The sequence below is a fragment of the Nitrospirota bacterium genome, assembly GCA_035516965.1.
Classification (GTDB): Bacteria; Nitrospirota; UBA9217; order UBA9217; family UBA9217; genus MHEA01.
In genome coordinates, this window is record DATIZR010000001.1 from 1 (window position 1) to 17,184 (window position 17,184).

The window sequence follows — 17,184 nt, forward strand, 5'->3', positions numbered from 1 at the left end:
CGAAGAGAAGAGCTTTCACGACACGGGGAAGCTTGTCCGCCATGTGCTCGACCTCGGCAAGAAGGGGCTTGCGATCCAGCGGTACAAGGGTCTCGGCGAGATGAACCCGGAGCAGCTGTGGCAGACCACCATGGACCCCGAAAAACGGACGTTCCTGCAGGTGACGATCGAGGACTCAGTTAAGGCCGACGAGATATTCACCATCCTGATGGGCGACCAGGTCGAGCCGCGACGGGCGTTCATCCAGCGCCACGCTCTGGAAGTCAGGAACCTCGACGTCTAAAAAGCATTAAATAATGCAAATTGTATAAGGATGATGCAGTTCAAGCTTTGCAATTTTCAATTTGAAATTTGCATTCGAGAGATATCATGGAACCCCAGGAAATAAAATCCCAGGTCAACATCGAGCAGGAGATGAAAACCGCCTATCTCGATTACTCCATGAGCGTGATCGTTGGACGGGCGCTGCCCGACGTGCGCGACGGATTGAAGCCGGTGCACCGACGCATCCTGTACGCGATGTTCCGCGAAGGGCTCCTGCACAACAAGAAATATTCGAAGAGCGCCGGCGTTGTCGGAGAAGTGCTCAAGAAATACCATCCCCACGGCGACAGCGCGGTCTACGACACCATGGTCAGGATGGCGCAGGATTTCAACATGCGCTACGTGCTCGTTGACGGCCAAGGCAACTTTGGAAGCGTGGACGGCGACCCGGCAGCGGCGTACCGGTATACCGAGGCAAGGCTCACGAAGCTCGCCGAGGAGCTGCTGGCCGACATCGACAAGGAGACCGTCGATTTCGTCCCGAACTTCGATGACACGACCGTCGAACCGTCAGTTCTGCCTACGCGCGTGCCGAACCTGTTGATCAACGGCTCCGCCGGCATCGCCGTTGGCATGGCCACGAACATACCGCCGCACAATCTCGGCGAGGTCGTGGACGGGCTTGTCATGATGATCGACAACCCTGAGGTATCGATCCCGGAGCTGACGTCCGCGATCAAGGGGCCGGACTTTCCAACGGCCGGATTCATTCACGGATACGAGGGGATCAAACAGGCCTACGCGACGGGCCGGGGCATCATCCAGATGCGGGCCCGGGCTGTGATCGAGGAGGGCAAGGGGGACCGCGAGAGCATCATTGTCACGGAGCTTCCCTATCAGGTGAACAAGGCGCGGCTGCTGGAGCGGATCGCCGAACTCGTGCAGGAGAAAAAGATCACCGGGATCGCAGAGATCCGCGACGAGTCGGACCGCCAGGGCATGCGCATCGCGATCGACCTGAAGAGGGGCGAGATCACAAACGTCATCCTGAACCAGCTTTACAAGCACACGGCCATGCAGTCAACCTTCGGCGTCATCATGCTCGCGCTCGTGAATAACCAGCCCAGGGTTCTGAACCTTCGCAAGCTCCTGTCCAACTTCATCCAGCACCGCAGGGAAGTGGTGCTCCGGAGGACGCGATACGACCTCAGGAAGGCAGAGGAGCGCGCCCATATCCTCCTGGGCCTCAAGATCGCCCTCGAGAACCTGGACGCAGTGATCGCGCTCATCAAGGCATCGGCGAACCCCGAGGAGGCTAGGGCGGGTCTCGTCCGCGAATTCAAGCTGTCCGAGATCCAGGCGCAGGCCATCCTCGACATGCGGCTCCAGCGCCTGACCGGGCTCGAGCGCGACAAGATCATTGCCGAGTATGAAGAGGTGCTCAAGGAGATCACCCGCCTGAACGAGATCCTCGGCTCCGAATCGCTGGTCATGAAGATCATCCGGGACGAGCTTCTTTCCCTGAAGCAGGAGTACGGTGACCCGCGCCGGACCGAGATCGTTGCCGAGACGTCGGAGATCGACATCGAGGACCTGATCAGGGACGAGGAAATGGTGATCACCATCTCGCATGCCGGTTATATCAAGCGTAACGCCCTTACCACCTACCGGGCGCAGAAGCGGGGCGGTAAGGGAAAGATCGGCATGGAGACCAAGGAAGAGGACTTCGTGGAGCGGCTTTTCACGGCCACTACGCACAGCTACATCCTCTTTTTCACGAACAAGGGTCGCGTCTACTGGCTCAAGGTGCACCAGATACCCGAAGCGAGCAGGCAGGCAAAGGGCAAGGCCATCGTGAACCTGATCCAGATCAAGCAGGACGAGCGGGTCACGGCCGCGCTGCCGGTCCGCGCGTTCACTCCGGGCCATTTTATCCTGATGGCAACGAAGAAGGGCATTATCAAGAAAACGGAGCTGGAGTCCTACAGCCATCCGCGGCCCTCGGGCATCATCGCCATTACGCTGGACGAGGGCGACGAGCTCATCTCCTCCGAAGTGACCGACGGCAAACGGGATGTGTTCCTCGGCACGCGGGACGGCCTTTCGATCCGCTTCTCCGAGACCGATGTGCGCGAGATCGGCCGGACGGGGAAGGGCGTGATCGGCATCAGGCTCGAGGAAGGGAACGAGGTCGTGGGCATGGAGATCGTGCGGGACGATTCGACCATCCTTACGGTGACCGAGAACGGCTACGGAAAGCGGAGCACTCTCGAGGACTACCGCAGCCAGGGCCGCGGCGGCAAGGGGATCATCACGATCAAGATCACCGAGAAGAACGGCCGGGTCACCGGCATGGCCCAGGTGTCCGAGGACGACGAGGTGCTGCTGATCACCACAAATGGAAAAATCCTGCGTATCCGGACCAAGGACATCTCGGTCCAGGGCAGGAACACGCAGGGCGTACGGCTCTTTGACACCGAGGAGGGCGACCGGGTCGTCAGTTTCGCCAAAGTCGTGGAGCGGGAGGAGGAAAAGGAAGCCCCGGCGAACAGGGAAACCAGCGAGCCTCCCGCGGGACAGGATGTCACCGGGCCATGAGAAAGGCAGCGCTTCTCCTCCTCTTCCTGCTGGGATTATCCCTTTCCGGCTGTGATGTCTTTGACAAGACCGCGATCACTGAATATGAGGCGGCAACGAAGCGCTGGAACGCTGGCGATTACTCAACAGCGGTCAGAATGTACTTTGCCCTCGTCAAAGAGCACCCCCACAGTTCCCGGGCTGATGATGCGCTGTATTGGGCGGGTGTGACCCAGTTCCTGTACCTAGGCCAGACGGACAACGCGCTTCAGACATTGCAATTGTTGCTCAAACGGTATCCAAATCGGGATATGGCTCCCCAGGCCCAATGGTATATCGCGCAGATCTATGAGCTCGGCTACAGCGACTACCCACGGGCGGTTGAGGAGTACCGAAAGGCGGTCCGGTACACGAACCGCGACGTACGGGAAAAAAGCCTCTACAGCCTGGCTGACTGCCTGTTCCGGGTCGGGAAGAGCGATGAAGCCCGGGAAGAGTGGACAAGGCAGGTCAAGGAATTCCCCTCCGGGCCGAATGTCAGGCTGGCGTACTATCGGCTGGGCACCGCCGCTTTTTCGAAGGGAGAGTTGGCGGCTGCCGAAGGGTTCTACCGCAGGGCGCTCGAAAATAATCCCGATCGCGAACTGGCAATCAAGGCCAGCTTCGCCCTTGCCGGCTGCCTCGAGGCTGCCGACAGCCTGACGGAAGCGCTCAAGCTCTACAAGGCGATCGAACCGGAGTACCAGAACAAAGAGGCCATTCAGATCAAGATCAAGGCCCTTGAAACAAGGATCATCAAGAAAAGTTATTGACAACGGGTAAGGAGAATGCTACCTTAAATGCTTGATTTGCGATTTGTAAGAGAGCACGGGGAAGAGGTCCGAGCGGGATTGGCCCGGCGCGGCATCACGCTTGACCTCACGGAATTTCTCTCGCTTGACGCAAAACGGAGGACGGCTCAGCAGGAAATCGAAACGCTCCGGAGGACGCGCAATGAGGTCTCCGAGGAGATCGGCAGGCTCAAGAAGACCGGCCAGCCTGCGGAGGAAAAGGTCGCCGAGATGCGGTCGGTCGGAGACACGATCACGGCGCTCGAGAACAGCACCCGCGAAGCGGAGGAAGCACAGCGCAACATCCTCCTGACGCTCCCGAACATTCCCCACGCCACGGTACCCGACGGCAAGAACGAGAACGACAACCAGGAGCTCCGGCGCTGGTCGCCGCAGGGCGGAGAGCCGCCGAGGTTTTCTTTTGAGCCGAAGCCACATTGGGATCTGGCAGAGTACCTCGATATCATCGACTTCGACCGGGCAGCCAAGATAGCGGGTGCCCGTTTCGCCCTGTATAAGGGCATGGGCGCCAGGCTCGAACGGGCCCTGATCAATTTCATGCTGGACCTGCATACCACGGAGCACGGTTATCTGGAAGTGCTGCCTCCGTTCATGGTCAACAGGACGAGCATGACCGCGACCGGCCAGCTTCCCAAATTCGAGGAAGAGCTCTTCCGGGTCGAGAACGGGACGTACTTCCTTATCCCGACAGCGGAAGTTCCGGTAACGAACATCTACCGGGACGAGGTCATTGCCGAAGAGATGCTGCCGGTCCTCTTCACGGCCTATACTCCGTGCTTCAGGCGCGAGGCGGGTTCGTACGGCAAGGATACGCGGGGGCTGATCCGGCAGCATCAGTTCAACAAGGTGGAACTGGTCAAGTTTTCGAACCCGGAGACCTCCTATGACGAACTGGAGAAGCTGACAGCGAATGCCGAGGAAGTGCTGAAGCGGCTGGGCCTCGCATACCGGGTTATCGTGCTCTGTACGGGAGACATGGGTTTCTCCGCGGCGAAGACCTACGATATCGAGGTCTGGCTCCCCGGACAGAACAAGTACCGCGAAATATCGTCGTGCTCCAACTTCGAGGACTTCCAGGCTCGTCGCGGCAATATCAGATACAAGCCGAAAGGCGGCAAGAAGACCGAACTCGTCCACACCTTGAACGGCTCGGGCCTCGCCGTCGGCCGCACGGTCGTCGCGATCCTCGAAAACTTCCAGCAGTCTGACGGAAGCGTGGTCATTCCCGAGGCTCTCAGGCCCTACCTGGGCGGGCTGGATCGGATCGAACCGCGAAAACCGTAAAGATTAAATTTTCGGCACGGAGAGATGGCCGAGCGGTTTAAGGCGGCGGTCTTGAAAACCGTTGAGCGAAAGCTCCGGGGGTTCGAATCCCTCTCTCTCCGCCATGCAAAAATAAGTTCTGAGTTCGAAGTGTGGAGTTCGGAGTAACAGAGCTCATCCTGAAGCAGGAATCAGATTTTCCGCACTCCGCATCTGCAACTCCGAACTGCAGTTAACACGGAGAGGTGGCCGAGCGGCTGAAGGCAGCTGCCTGCTAAGCAGTTGTGGGGGTAACTCCACCCCGGGTTCGAATCCCGGCCTCTCCGCCATTTTTATCGAACGAGCTGCAGTATTACCCTATGAGAGAGTCCGTCATTTTTCAAGGAGGATAGCAAAATGCTGAAGAAGATCTTAGCAGTAGTCGCCGTTCTGGTTCTCGCCGTTTCGTTCGGAGGCTGCAAGAAAAAGGAGGAGAAGCCGCAGCTTCCCGCCGGTCATCCGCCCATGGAAGGTGGGATGCCCGCAGGTATGCCCAACGTGCCTAAGGTTGACCGCAAGGTCGTGGTTTCCAGTACCGTGTCGGCGAAATGGAAGGCCGTGAAGCTCGAGGTGGAGAATAAGGCGACAAAGACGAAGAAAGAGTATGCCGTGAACGTCGGCGGAGAGCTTGCCATCCCGAACACGAAGATGACGGTCAAGGTGCTGAACTTCCTGCCCGACTTCAAGATGACCGATAAGGAGTTCACCTCAGCATCGGACCAGCCGAACATGCCGGCCGCGCAGGTTGTTGTCAGCGAGAACGGCAAAGAGATCTGGACCAACTGGCTGTTCTCCCTGCAGCCCAACATCCATCCTTTCCAGCACGAGTCCGTAGGCATCGTGCTGAAGGGCGGCGTGGCGAAATAGGCGTCGCTCCTGAGATCTGCAAACCTTCTGTGCACAGATGCCTGCGCGTCTGTGCACATTGTTTCTTGCGCCCATAGCTCAGCTGGATAGAGCAACGGACTACGAATCCGTAGGTCAGAGGTTCGAATCCTCTTGGGCGCGCCAGTATTTTCGCGGCTCGTGCGACAGGCGGCCGTTGCGACAGCTATGCAATCATCGACCGACATGGATTTCATGCGCAATGCGCTGGCAGAGGCCCGGAAGGCCGCGGCCCTGGGCGAGACGCCCGTCGGTGCCGTTCTCGTGATGGACGGCCAGGTTATCGCCTCCGCTCACAACATGCGTGAGACGTGGCAGGACCCCGTAGCCCATGCCGAGGTGCTTGCGGTCCGCGAAGCGTCGGCCCGGCTCGGCACGTGGCGGTTGAAGGATGCGACGCTGTACGTGACCCTTGAACCCTGTCTCATGTGCGCCGGCGCTCTTGTGCTTGCCCGGATCAGCAGGCTGGTCTATGGCTGTCGTGACGCAAAAGCGGGGGCTCTCGGGTCGGTTTACGATGTCGTGCGCGACGGCAGACTGAACCACACGTACCCGATAACGCCCGGAGTGCTTGAAGCCGAGTGCCGGGATGTGCTCAAGGATTTTTTTGCGGGGTTGAGAGCCGAAGGCCGCGGCGTAGGGAGCTCATAGTCCGGAGTCGCGAGGGCGATGCAGCAGTTCTGATGATCGTGTTTCTCCGGACTCCGCGCGCAGGACAACGATCGAGAATCGAGTTTGCACGGAGAGGTGGCCGAGCGGCTGAAGGCGGCAGTCTCGAAAACTGTTGTGGGGGTAACTCCACCGGGGGTTCAAATCCCCCCCTCTCCGCCAGTTACCCCGAAATGTACCGTGCAACGTGCAAATTTGAAATTTTGAATTTCCCGTTCTTTTCCTTGCAACAGCGATAGTCCTGGAGAGGTGGCCGAGCGGCTGAAGGCGCACGCTTGGAAAGCGTGTTTAGGGAAACCTAACGTGGGTTCAAATCCCACCCTCTCCGCCATTTTTATCGAACGAATTGTAAGCCTGAACCTTGCAATTTACGATTTTCAATTTTCAAATACAGTAAGACGTAGCGCTCATAAGCCCGGGTCCTGCGCAACCGCGGTCCCGTGAACCCCGTCAGGTCCGGAAGGAAGCAGCGGTAAACGGGTTCCCGGTGTGCCGCAGGGGAGCCCGGGTTTGTGAGCCTTTTTTATTTTCAGGCATGCGATGCCACTGTGGTACAATGGCACTGTCCCTTCGAGGTACGTCATGAGCTACCAGGTCCTGGCAAGAAAGTGGAGACCCCAGGTCTTCGAGGACGTCGCCGGACAGGCGCACATCACCCGCACTCTTCAGAACGCGATCACCTCGGGCCGGCTGGCCCATGCCTTCCTGTTCTCCGGCCCCCGCGGCGTCGGCAAGACGACCACGGCGCGCATCCTGGCAAAGGCTTTGAACTGCGTGGAAGGGCCCACTCCGTCGCCCTGCGGCAAATGCGATTCCTGCCTGGAAACGGCCGCTGGCACGTCCATGGACGTCATCGAGATCGACGGAGCATCGAACCGGGGGATCGAGCACATCCGTGAGCTCCGCGAGGCTGTGAAGTACGCGCCCGCAGGCGGCAAGAACAAAGTGTATGTGATCGACGAAGTGCACATGCTCACGAACGAGGCGTTCAACGCCCTGCTGAAAACCCTCGAAGAGCCTCCGCCCCATGTGATTTTCATCTTCGCCACCACGGAACCCCAGAAGATCCCCGCCACGATCCTTTCCCGCTGCCAGCGCTATGGATTCAAGCGCGTGTCGCTTCACGAGATCATCGGGCGGCTCCGCACCATCGCGGATGCCGAAGGGATCACGATTACGGACCGCGGGCTCGCCATGATCGCCCGCGCGGCAGAAGGCAGCATGCGCGACTCCCAGAGCCTTCTGGACCAGGCCGTGTCATACAGCGGAATGGCAATCGGGGACGAGGACCTGCAGGCAACCTTGGGATCCGTCGCCCAGGAAGCGCTCTCCCGGTTCACCGCAGGACTCCTGTCGCGCGACTCCGCGGGGCTGCTCGTGCAGATCGACGGCCTGCTGGAGCAGGGACAGGACATGCGGCAGTTCCTTGCCGGCATTGTAGAGCACATCCGGGACCTGCTTGTTGTCAAGATCGCGGCCGACCCCTCGCAGATGATCGAGCTTCCCGCGGCGGACATCGACGCTATGAAGCAGCAGGCAGCGGGAGCCTCGGCGGAAGAGCTGCTTGTTCTCTTTGACAGCCTGTCGAAGACGCTGGATGATATGCGCTGGTCGCCGCATCAGCGGTTCACCTTCGAGGTGGGGATGATCAAGGCCTGCAGCCGCACGCCGCTCAAGCCCCTTGCCGAAGTTCTGTCGCATATGAAGGAGTTGGAAGCACGGCTGGCGGGCGGTCAGGCCGCGATGCCGGCGCCGACTGGCCGGGTGGGCGAACGACCCGTGGAATACGCTGCGAAGAAGCCCGTCCAGCCATCCTCCCCTCCCGCGGAGTCTACGGGCGGGGCCCCGGGCGACATCTGGGGCCGGGTCATGAACTCGCTCAGGACGAGACGGCCGAGCCTCGCTTCCTCTCTCGCCGACAGCCGGCTTGTCGACCTTTCCGACGAGGAGCTGGCGATCGTCGTCCAGGGAAACAGCTTCCAGCTGAGCCAGATCGAAAAACAGGAAAACCGGGAGATCATCGAGAGCATCGCCGCTGAGATCCTGAACCGCCCCGTGCGCATGAAAGTCCAGGCGGCAACCGTGGAAAAGCGGCCGTTGAAGGCAAAGTCCCCGGCAAAAAAGAAGCCTGAGGAGCACGACCCGCTTGTTCAGGATGCCCTCAGGATCTTCGGGGGGGAAGTCATTGATGAGGAAGCCGAAAATTAGTTCCCGAAAACCGCGGCTCCCGCGCACATTTAAATTTCTAATATTTCCATAAACCCCGCATTTTTTGTTGCAAAACCTCAAAATATCTTTTATTATAAAATTCCTTTTTTCCACAATCCCGGGATGTTTTGTACCCAAAAGGCCATCTATGTCCAAGAATATGATCAGTAATCTTATGAAGCAGGCCCAGCAGATGCAGGAGCGGGTCAAGAAGCTCCAGGAAGAGGCTGCGGGCAAGACCGTGGAGGCGTCCTCCGGCGGCGGTATGGTCACGGTCATCGCGAACGGCCGTCAGGAAATCGTCTCGATCAAGATCGACCCTTCCGTGGTGGATCCCAAGGACATCGAGATGCTGCAGGACCTGGTCTCCGCCGCGGTGAACGAGGCCCTTCGGAAGTCGCAGGACCTGATGAAGGAAGAGATGGCCAGGCTGACGGCCGGCATGGGGCTTCCGCCGGGGCTGCTGTAGCGCGCAGGACGTGGTGAAAGAGCGCGAGATAACGTCTCAATCGTCGGGGCGGCGGCAGGGCAGGGCCGCTGCGCACGCCGCCGAAGTTTCCGGAAAGGCCCTCGGCAGGATGGTCGAGGCCTTCATGAGGCTGCCCGGCATCGGGAGGAAGAGCGCGGAGCGGCTTGCCTTTGCCGTGCTCGGCATGGCCCGGGAAGATGCAGCCGGCATCGCGCAGGCGATCCTGGACCTTAAGGACAACAGCCGGTTCTGCCCGGTCTGCAATAACATAACCGAAGACGACCTGTGCGGCATCTGCCGCGACCCGAACCGCGACGCGACGCGCATCTGCGTCGTTGAGGAACCGAGCAATATTCTGATCCTCGAAAAGACCGGCATCTTCCGGGGACGTTACCATGCGCTCCTCGGGGCCATCTCTCCGCTGGACGGGATCGGTCCGGAAGACCTGAAGATCGACGGCCTCATGGATCGGGTCCAAGCCGGCGGCATCAAAGAAGTGATCATCGCAACGAACCCCACGGTCAAAGGCGAGACAACGGCCCTCTACCTGTCGAAGCTGATCAAGCCCCTGGGCGTCAACGTGAGCCGCATCGCCTACGGCCTTCCCGTCGGAGGGGACATCGAGTATGCCGATGAGAACACGGTCCAGCGGGCGCTCGAAGGCCGAAGGGAAATGTAATCGAACACAAATGAAAAAGGAACAATTGAAGTTGCACATTGATGTGTGCTGCGGCACGAGCTGTCATCAATATTCAATTTCCAGTCTTTACTCTTCAACTGAACTTGGAGGTTTCCATGGCAGAAATGGTTGAGATCAGGTGGCACGGAAGAGGCGGTCAGGGGACGGTCACGGCGGCAAAGGTGCTTGCCGACGCGTGCCTTTCCGGCGGCCGCAATGTGCAGGCGTTCCCGGAGTACGGCCCGGAGCGCGCGGGCGCGCCGCTTCGCGCCTATAACCGCATCAGCGAGAAGATCCTTCGGATGCACTGCCCCGTACTGAACCCCGGCGTGGTGGCCGTCGTGGATGCAACGCTTCTTGACGCTATCAATGTTGCCGAAGGCGCGAAGGACGACGCGGTCTTCATCATCAACACGAGCAGGGACCCGAGAGACGTCCGCGAGAAGCTTAAGGCCAAGCCCTCCCAGAAGGTCTTCACCATCGATGCGACCAAGATCGCCATCGACACCATCGGCCGGCCCATGCCGAACGCGCCCATGCTTGGCGCGTTGAACAAGGCCACGGCAATCGTGGGCATGGACGTGCTGCTCGAGGACGTGAAGGGAAGCTTCGGCAAGAAGTTCGCCCAAAAGATCATCGACGGGAACCTTGCCGCGGTGAAGCGGGGGTACGAGGAGGTAAAACAGGGATGAAACAGATGAACTGGAAAGAGCTGCCGCACGCCGGCACGGTCCTGAAGGCCGGCAATGCGAATGAATACAAGACCGGTTCGTGGCGCACGTATAAGCCGCGCTGGATCGAAGAGAACTGCATCCAGTGCCTCTTCTGCTGGATCTATTGCCCCGACTCTGCCGTAGTGGTCAAGGACGAGAAGATGACCGGCTTCGACTACGACCACTGCAAGGGCTGCGGCGTCTGCGCCATGGAGTGCCCTGGCAAGAAGGGCAACAAGGCCATTGTCATGGAAGAGGAGGGCAAATAACATGGCAATTATGACGACCAAGACCGTGGCGGTCACCGGCAACCAGGCCGTTGCGGAGGCGCTCCGCCAGTTGAATCCCGATGTCATGCCCGCCTATCCCATCACGCCGTCGACGGGCATCATGGAGTCATTCACCTCCTTCGTGTCGAACGGCAAGGTGGATACGGAAACGATTCTCGTGGAGAGCGAGCACAGCGCCATGAGTGCCTGCATCGGAGCATCCGCTGCCGGCGGCCGCGTGGCAACGGCAACGAGCGCTCAGGGCCTCGCGCTCATGTGGGAGATGCTCCATATCGCGTCGGGCTACCGGCTTCCGATCCTGATGGCACTCGTGAACCGGGCGCTCTCGGCACCGCTCAATATCCACGGCGACCATTCCGACGGTATGGGCATGCGTGACTGCGGCTGGATCCAGATCTTCTGCGAGAACGCCCAGGAGGCCTATGACAACACGATCATGGCTTACCGCATCGCCGAACACAAGGACGTGCGGCTGCCGATCGCCGTCAATATGGACGGTTTCATCATCAGCCACTCCATCGAAAGCATGCAGTACATCACCGACGAGGACGTGAAGAAGTTCGTGGGCGACTACATCGCCATCGATCCGCTTCTCGACATCGACAATCCCAAGAGCATCGGCGCCCTGGTCCTGACGGACTACTACATGGAGCACAAGCGCGCCCAGCATCAAGCCATGCTGAACGTGAAGAAGGTCGTGCAGGACGTGTCTGCCGAGTTCGCCAAGCTGACGGGCAGGAAGTACGAGCTCTTCGAGACCTACCGGCTCGAGGACGCTGACGTGGCCATCGTGGCCTTAAACTCGGCTGCAGGCACCATAAAGGACGAAGTGGACCGGTATCGCGAGAAGGGTGTGAAGGCCGGGCTGCTCAAGCCCCGGATGTTCCGCCCCTTCCCCTATGAGGAAGTTGGGATGGCGCTTAAGAACGCCAAGGCCGTCTGCGTCATGGACCGGGCTGACTCCTACGGCGGCTTCGGCCCGCTTTTCATGGAAATCGCGTCGGCCGTCTACCCGTACAAGGGCCCGGCGATGTTCAACAAGATCTATGGCCTCGGCGGCAGGGACCTGATGCCGCTCGACGTGGACCAGGTGATCGACGAGACCATCGAGGTCGCGAAGACCGGCAAGGTCAAAATGATGAAAGATTACCTCTCCGTCAGGAGCTAAAGGCGAGATGGCCACAGAGGCAGGGCGACACAGAGAAACCCGATAAATCCTTCAGACAGAATTACCGGATGGACGGATATAAGATATCCTGTTATCCAGTCCAGGAATCTAGGAGATCAATAATGAGCACGACACAGGAAAAGCCGCTGACGCTGAAATCGCTGACGCACAAGAAGGACGACCTTTCCGGCGGGCACCGCATGTGCTCCGGCTGCGGCGCGCCGACCATTGTGCGCCAGGTGCTCCTGGCGATCGATGAGCCGGTGGTGATCGCCAACGCCACGGGCTGTCTCGAGGTCTCGACCTGCCTCTTCCCCTACACCGCCTGGAAGGTACCCTGGATGCACAGCGCCTTCGAGAACGCTGCCGCCACGGCGTCCGGCATCGAGACCATGTACCGGGCGCTCCGGAAAAAGGGCAAGATCAAGAAGGACATCAAGTTCATCGCATTCGGCGGCGACGGCGGTACCTATGACATCGGCTTCCAGGCCCTCTCCGGCGCCATGGAGCGCGGCCACCAGCTGCTCTACATCTGCTACGACAACGGCGCCTACATGAACACCGGCATCCAGCGATCCAGCGCGACGCCCTTTGGCGCGGACACGACCACCTGCCCTGTGGGCTCCAAGGTCCCGGGCAAGGGCCAGCGCCGCAAGGACCTCACGCGCATCATGGCGGCCCACAATGTGGCCTATGCCGCCCAGGCCTCGCCCCACAACTGGAAGGACCTCATGACCAAGGTGAAAAAGGCGCTAGCCACGAACGGACCTGCGTATATGGGCATTGTCTCCCCGTGCAACCGCGGCTGGCGGACCCAGACCAACGATTCCATCCTGCTTTCCCGGCTGGCGGTGGACACCTGCTACTGGCCGCTCTATGAGGTGGAAGGTGGAAAATGGACCATCAACTACGACCCCAAGGACAAGAAGAAGCCCGTTGCCGAGTGGCTCAAGCCGCAGGGCCGATTCAAGCACCTGTTCGCTCCGGGGAACGAAGCGTTGCTCGAGCGATTCCAGGAGCTCGTGGACCAGGACTGGGAGAGCCTCAAGAAGCTCCAGGAAATGTCCAGGAGCTGATTGAAAATCGCATCGCATCAGAAACGAGAGCAGCCGGGAGAGCATTTGCCCGGCTGTTTTTCGTGGAACGGCGCTAAAAAAACGCTTGATATTGCGGCCTTACTATGGTTTAATAGCCGATAACCGCTCGAAGAAGGTTGTTTCACTTCGACAAGGAGATGCACATGCTGGGTACCGACTTGGTGATGTACGAAGAAGAGTTCAAGCAGATCGAAGCCGAACTGCAGCGTCTTCTTGCCCAGTCCAACGCCAAGGTGGTGTTCCTCGTGGACAAGAACGGCCAGCTCATCGCCGCCACGGGAGAGACGGAGGACCTGGACACCACGTCGCTCGCGTCGCTCACCGCGGGAAACATCGCGGCAACCGGCGGCATGGCCAAGCTCCTCGGCGAAAAAGAGTTCTCCATCCTGTTCCACGAAGGGCAGCGCGACAACATCCACATCTCGATCATCGGCCAGCGTGTCATCCTCGTCGTGATCTTCGATCAGCGTTCGTCGCTCGGCCTCGTGCGGCTGCGCGTCAAGAAGAGCGCTGAAACGCTCGGTCACATCTTCGACCAGCTCCTGCAGAAAGTGGAAACGGAAAAGGGTTCGGGCAAAGGCGGCGATTCTCCCTTTGCCGAGATAACTGACGAAGACATCGACAAACTCTTCGGTTAAACCCCGCTCAGGCCCCCAGGAGAGGAATTACCGTCTCATGTCCTTTATCAACTATTCGTCGCGAGAGATCAACTGCAAGATCGTTTTCTACGGACCGGGCCTGTGCGGGAAGACGACCAACCTGCAGTGGATCTACAAGAAGACCAACCCCGACAGCAAAGGCAAGATGATCTCCCTCGCCACGGAGACGGAGCGGACCCTCTTCTTCGACTTTCTCCCGCTGGCCCTGGGCGAGATCCGCGGGTTCAAGACGCGCTTTCACCTCTACACCGTTCCCGGCCAGGTCTTCTATGACGCCAGCCGCAAGCTCATCCTGAAGGGCGTCGACGGCGTGGTCTTCGTCGCCGATTCCCAGATCGAGCGCATGGAGGCCAACATCGAAAGCGTCGAGAACCTGCGCATCAACCTTGCCGAGCAGGGCTACGATCTCGACAAGATCCCCTACGTCGTCCAGTACAACAAGCGCGACCTGCCGAACGTGGTGCCTGCGGAGGAGATGCGGCGGGCCTTGAATCCGCGCGGCGTCCCGGACTTCGATGCCTGCGCAACGGACGGAACGGGCGTTTTCGACACCTTGAAGGCAATCGCCAAGCTTGTGATCCTCGAGCTCAAGAGGGGCCAGGAGGGCGGATAGCATAAGGGGTAACGGGGTCCGTGCAGGAAACAAATCGTTGACAGGGCAGGCTGTATATGGTATTTTTCCAGCCTGATTTCCTCATTAAAACAGATCATTCCCGGATAGCTCAGTCGGTAGAGCGGGTGGCTGTTAACCACCATGTCGCAGGTTCGAGTCCTGCTCCGGGAGCCAAACACTTCCAAAACTGGGCACTCTCCCCTACTAATCGGGGATCGAGTGCCCAGTTTTTTTCCTGCAATAGCCGCAGAGTTGTATCCTTCCCCAAGACGCAAATCCTCTTGCGAACCGCCTTTGATTTCACGAAAACCCTGCAACTTCTATTTGACACGATAACTGCATGAGCCTAAACTATTTTCTGGAATCGACATGTATTTTAAGGCCCCCGTGTTACCGATCCGGGGGCCGACAGGCGCAGGATGTTAGGCAATCTTCTTACTAAACTGGTAAATACCGATAAATCGTTCTTTCCGAGCCGGATGCGGATAGATAATCACTCGTTAGACTATAAATCTTATATTTCACAAAATATTCATCGTACCTGACAGGAGGCTTGAAATGAGATTAGTCATGTGGCTGAGTGCTGTCATCGCCATCGGCTTCATCATGGTCAATGTGTCGTTTGCAGAGACACAGACGGTATGCGCCGGCTCTGTGCCGGCGGGATGGCTGAGGATCGATGATCGATGGGATCCCGCAAAATGCGGCAGTCCGGTAGCAGTCACCAATAACGTCTGGATGATCGAACGGTACGACAACAAAACAGTAGGTTCGGTCATGACTGTCTGCGCGGATACCGTGCCCAACGGCTGGTCGATCATCGCCCAGAAATGGGACCCGACAAAGTGCGGCAAGCCGACCATGTACACGGAGAATATCATGACTATCAAGCGGCTGAACGAGCAGAAAAGCGCGGTCGCAGTATCCGAACAACCCGCAGGGCTTGCATTCGTGTATCACGCCAATGAGTTCGCCGCCCGTGTTAAATCCGGCAAAGAGGCCCTGGCAACACCGGAGGGGCAGCAATATGCGTCTTCCTGGGGGGAAAGTATGAAGGCGATCCTTACGTCCTGCGTCCTGCCAGGCTTAACAGATCCGGCCAATCTGGGACGATTCACTTTTGTCGCAGACATTTCAGCATCAGGGACAATTTCTTCCATTGAGGTCAGTCCGATTACCGAAGTGTCGAGATGCTTCGCGCTTCAGTTCGGGAAGGCGCAACTTCCTTCACCGCCGATGTCGCTGCTTAAAGGCGAAAAACTTCCTGTTGCGGATGATATTGTCGTTGTACCATGATCGTGCTTACAAGGCATCTTTGATCCCTGCCCGCCACACCGTTTATTGTCACGTTTGATGTTCGGGGGTAGCAGCTTGAAACTCGTTAGATTTAAAAAGCCGTTGGGTTTCACCTCGCTCGAACTCAGCCTGCGAACCAACAACCGCGTCGAGTGAGTCGCGATAAAAACGCTCCTCACGCGCGCGTTAGCTTCCGAAAAAAATATGAAGAGAAAACCTTTCATATTGCCTCACAACGAAAAAAGAAGACTTCATGATCGTGCATTCCGAGCTCAACAAAAAGATCAGAGCGAAGTCTGTGGCTTGATGACATCTGATCGATATTTACGAATCGAACTACACTTTGTTAAGAACGAAAGCGACAAGGCAGGAAGTTTCAAGATGTCTAGTTCTGCTCTCGCCGATCTCCGAAAAGCTTTAAAACAGAAAAGGAAAACCATCGGTGTTTTTCACTCGCACGTCGTTTCAGAAGCGTTTCCTGGATCAAGCGATATACAATTAGCCCGCGTTTCCAATTTACAGTTGATATACGACGGATGCGGTCGTGAAGCAAGACTATGGAGAATCAAAAAGATAAACAGGCGGATGGCGGCTGTCGATGTCCCTCTGCTAATTGCACCACGAAGGAGCTAACTTGCCGTTCGAGACCGACGCGCAAAAAACGCGCGTCTCAACTCTGCGCCCTCCATTGCGAGGGCTTTTTATTTTCCAGCCTGGTGCGGACAAAAACTGCCCCGTCCGGTGTGGCGCTTCTATTCGGAGTGAGCGCCATAACCCTGGGTATTCTCGCCCTTGTCGGTATGAACCCCGTAATCCTGAATCTCGCGGCCCTGCTGGGAGTTGGCCACTCGAATCTTCTGAGCGGCGCGGCGATCAGCACCCGGATGCTCAGCAACCTGAGGTCGCATGAGCATGCATAGACAGGGGAGTGGCAGGAGGTTCAGGGCACTGTCCGGAGGCCGTCTCGCAATGGCCTCCCGTCTTTCTTTTTTGAGGGAACCCAGTCAACCTTGGAAGTGCGGGAGGGTCTCACATAATAAGAAAAGGCTCGGTGCAATTTCATGTGTCCCGTGTATCTTGTGAGGCCAAAGTATCCGTTTCAATGAGCTTGAATGATGAGTTCCTTTAGATAACGGTGAGATAGCAAAAACATTTTTCGGAGCCGGGGGTCGCACCTTGATTTGGCGGGCCCGGAGATGTAAAATAGAAAAAGAAGAGAAGCAGAATAAAGGAGCATGATATGAAAACGCTGCTGGTCATCCTAACGGCAGCCGCCTTGATCATGTATCCCTTCGCGGCCTTCTCCGCAGACTACGGGTCGCAATCTTCGCAAAGCCAACAGGCCCCTCCTGTAGCCCAGACGCTGGTGCGCGAGGGCGATTTCGCCATCAAGCTGGCTGTCAAACTGAACCTTGGTTCACCCACCGACGAATCAAGCGCTGAA

General features: G+C 58.3%; 18 protein-coding genes, 6 tRNA genes and 1 other RNA gene. All 25 read left to right on the forward strand.

Translation table 11 applies throughout. From position 1 onward, the window contains the following. A partial coding sequence (locus VL197_00005; GenBank protein ID HUJ16364.1) for a DNA gyrase subunit B occupies positions 1 to 283 on the forward strand: 283 nt, incomplete at its 5' end. Between the two features lie 86 nt (positions 284 to 369). Then, the gene (gene gyrA, locus VL197_00010; protein ID HUJ16365.1) at positions 370 to 2,862 is read left to right on the forward strand and encodes a DNA gyrase subunit A; all 2,493 of its coding nucleotides are present in this window, start codon (positions 370 to 372) and stop codon (positions 2,860 to 2,862) included. Further along, positions 2,859 to 3,653 carry a tetratricopeptide repeat protein gene (locus VL197_00015; protein ID HUJ16366.1) on the forward strand — a complete coding sequence of 265 codons (795 nt, stop codon included), beginning with the start codon at positions 2,859 to 2,861 and terminating at the stop codon, positions 3,651 to 3,653. Before gyrA ends, VL197_00015 begins: the two co-directional genes overlap by 4 nt. 27 nt (positions 3,654 to 3,680) lie before the next feature. After that, positions 3,681 to 4,976 (forward strand): serine--tRNA ligase, encoded by a 1,296-nt coding sequence (gene serS / locus VL197_00020; protein HUJ16367.1) that lies wholly within the window; start codon positions 3,681 to 3,683, stop codon positions 4,974 to 4,976. 18 nt (positions 4,977 to 4,994) lie between these two features. Next, positions 4,995 to 5,080 (forward strand) — tRNA-Ser (locus VL197_00025). A 114-nt stretch (positions 5,081 to 5,194) separates the two neighbouring features. Next, positions 5,195 to 5,284, forward strand: a tRNA-Ser gene (locus VL197_00030). A gap of 67 nt (positions 5,285 to 5,351) precedes the next feature. Further along, complete coding sequence (locus tag VL197_00035) at positions 5,352 to 5,861, forward strand: DUF2155 domain-containing protein (protein ID HUJ16368.1); 510 nt, start codon at positions 5,352 to 5,354, stop codon at positions 5,859 to 5,861. A 67-nt stretch (positions 5,862 to 5,928) separates the two neighbouring features. Further along, a tRNA-Arg gene (locus VL197_00040) sits at positions 5,929 to 6,005 on the forward strand. 42 nt (positions 6,006 to 6,047) lie between these two features. Further along, complete coding sequence (tadA, locus tag VL197_00045) at positions 6,048 to 6,530, forward strand: tRNA adenosine(34) deaminase TadA (protein ID HUJ16369.1); 483 nt, start codon at positions 6,048 to 6,050, stop codon at positions 6,528 to 6,530. A 90-nt stretch (positions 6,531 to 6,620) separates the two neighbouring features. Next, positions 6,621 to 6,710: transfer RNA gene (locus tag VL197_00050), tRNA-Ser, on the forward strand. A gap of 81 nt (positions 6,711 to 6,791) precedes the next feature. After that, positions 6,792 to 6,879, forward strand: a tRNA-Ser gene (locus VL197_00055). Positions 6,880 to 6,961: 82 nt separating this feature from the next. After that, an RNA gene (gene ffs / locus VL197_00060) (signal recognition particle sRNA small type) lies at positions 6,962 to 7,061 on the forward strand. Positions 7,062 to 7,130: 69 nt separating this feature from the next. Next, positions 7,131 to 8,756 (forward strand): DNA polymerase III subunit gamma/tau, encoded by a 1,626-nt coding sequence (dnaX, locus tag VL197_00065; GenBank protein ID HUJ16370.1) that lies wholly within the window; start codon positions 7,131 to 7,133, stop codon positions 8,754 to 8,756. A 148-nt stretch (positions 8,757 to 8,904) separates the two neighbouring features. Beyond that, positions 8,905 to 9,225 (forward strand): YbaB/EbfC family nucleoid-associated protein, encoded by a 321-nt coding sequence (locus VL197_00070; protein HUJ16371.1) that lies wholly within the window; start codon positions 8,905 to 8,907, stop codon positions 9,223 to 9,225. A gap of 13 nt (positions 9,226 to 9,238) precedes the next feature. Then, positions 9,239 to 9,904, forward strand: coding sequence for a recombination mediator RecR (recR, locus tag VL197_00075; protein HUJ16372.1), 666 nt, complete (start codon positions 9,239 to 9,241; stop codon positions 9,902 to 9,904). A gap of 116 nt (positions 9,905 to 10,020) precedes the next feature. Continuing rightward, a complete protein-coding gene (locus VL197_00080; protein ID HUJ16373.1) occupies positions 10,021 to 10,596 on the forward strand; it encodes a 2-oxoacid:acceptor oxidoreductase family protein in 576 nt (191 codons plus the stop codon). Further along, positions 10,593 to 10,886, forward strand: coding sequence for a 4Fe-4S binding protein (locus tag VL197_00085; protein HUJ16374.1), 294 nt, complete (start codon positions 10,593 to 10,595; stop codon positions 10,884 to 10,886). Before VL197_00080 ends, VL197_00085 begins: the two co-directional genes overlap by 4 nt. Before the next feature lie 10 nt (positions 10,887 to 10,896). Beyond that, positions 10,897 to 12,075 (forward strand): pyruvate ferredoxin oxidoreductase, encoded by a 1,179-nt coding sequence (gene porA / locus VL197_00090; protein HUJ16375.1) that lies wholly within the window; start codon positions 10,897 to 10,899, stop codon positions 12,073 to 12,075. Between the two features lie 122 nt (positions 12,076 to 12,197). Further along, positions 12,198 to 13,151 (forward strand): thiamine pyrophosphate-dependent enzyme, encoded by a 954-nt coding sequence (locus VL197_00095; GenBank protein HUJ16376.1) that lies wholly within the window; start codon positions 12,198 to 12,200, stop codon positions 13,149 to 13,151. Between the two features lie 164 nt (positions 13,152 to 13,315). Further along, positions 13,316 to 13,810, forward strand: a complete 495-nt coding sequence (locus VL197_00100) for a roadblock/LC7 domain-containing protein (GenBank protein ID HUJ16377.1) — start codon at positions 13,316 to 13,318, stop codon at positions 13,808 to 13,810. Between the two features lie 37 nt (positions 13,811 to 13,847). Then, positions 13,848 to 14,444, forward strand: coding sequence for a GTPase domain-containing protein (locus VL197_00105; protein ID HUJ16378.1), 597 nt, complete (start codon positions 13,848 to 13,850; stop codon positions 14,442 to 14,444). 98 nt (positions 14,445 to 14,542) lie between these two features. Further along, positions 14,543 to 14,618 (forward strand) — tRNA-Asn (locus VL197_00110). Positions 14,619 to 15,002: 384 nt separating this feature from the next. Then, positions 15,003 to 15,740: a hypothetical protein gene (locus VL197_00115; protein HUJ16379.1), complete on the forward strand. Its 738-nt coding sequence runs from the start codon at positions 15,003 to 15,005 to the stop codon at positions 15,738 to 15,740. Between the two features lie 761 nt (positions 15,741 to 16,501). After that, on the forward strand, positions 16,502 to 16,660 hold the full coding sequence (locus VL197_00120) for a hypothetical protein (protein HUJ16380.1): 159 nt from the start codon (positions 16,502 to 16,504) through the stop codon (positions 16,658 to 16,660). A gap of 320 nt (positions 16,661 to 16,980) precedes the next feature. Continuing rightward, a partial coding sequence (locus VL197_00125; GenBank protein HUJ16381.1) for a hypothetical protein occupies positions 16,981 to 17,184 on the forward strand: 204 nt, incomplete at its 3' end.

Bases quoted from the DNA above. Each gene is read 5' to 3' on its own strand.
- VL197_00085 (HUJ16374.1), top strand. From the start codon at position 10,593: ATGAAACAGATGAACTGGAAAGAGCTGCCGCACGCCGGCACGGTCCTG.
- tadA (HUJ16369.1), top strand. From the start codon at position 6,048: ATGCAATCATCGACCGACATGGATTTCATGCGCAATGCGCTGGCAGAG.
- VL197_00015 (HUJ16366.1), top strand. From the start codon at position 2,859: ATGAGAAAGGCAGCGCTTCTCCTCCTCTTCCTGCTGGGATTATCCCTT.
- dnaX (HUJ16370.1), top strand. From the start codon at position 7,131: ATGAGCTACCAGGTCCTGGCAAGAAAGTGGAGACCCCAGGTCTTCGAG.
- VL197_00080 (HUJ16373.1), top strand. From the start codon at position 10,021: ATGGCAGAAATGGTTGAGATCAGGTGGCACGGAAGAGGCGGTCAGGGG.
- serS (HUJ16367.1), top strand. From the start codon at position 3,681: ATGCTTGATTTGCGATTTGTAAGAGAGCACGGGGAAGAGGTCCGAGCG.
- VL197_00100 (HUJ16377.1), top strand. From the start codon at position 13,316: ATGCTGGGTACCGACTTGGTGATGTACGAAGAAGAGTTCAAGCAGATC.
- VL197_00115 (HUJ16379.1), top strand. From the start codon at position 15,003: ATGAGATTAGTCATGTGGCTGAGTGCTGTCATCGCCATCGGCTTCATC.
- VL197_00035 (HUJ16368.1), top strand. From the start codon at position 5,352: ATGCTGAAGAAGATCTTAGCAGTAGTCGCCGTTCTGGTTCTCGCCGTT.
- VL197_00105 (HUJ16378.1), top strand. From the start codon at position 13,848: ATGTCCTTTATCAACTATTCGTCGCGAGAGATCAACTGCAAGATCGTT.
- porA (HUJ16375.1), top strand. From the start codon at position 10,897: ATGACGACCAAGACCGTGGCGGTCACCGGCAACCAGGCCGTTGCGGAG.
- VL197_00070 (HUJ16371.1), top strand. From the start codon at position 8,905: ATGTCCAAGAATATGATCAGTAATCTTATGAAGCAGGCCCAGCAGATG.
- gyrA (HUJ16365.1), top strand. From the start codon at position 370: ATGGAACCCCAGGAAATAAAATCCCAGGTCAACATCGAGCAGGAGATG.
- VL197_00095 (HUJ16376.1), top strand. From the start codon at position 12,198: ATGAGCACGACACAGGAAAAGCCGCTGACGCTGAAATCGCTGACGCAC.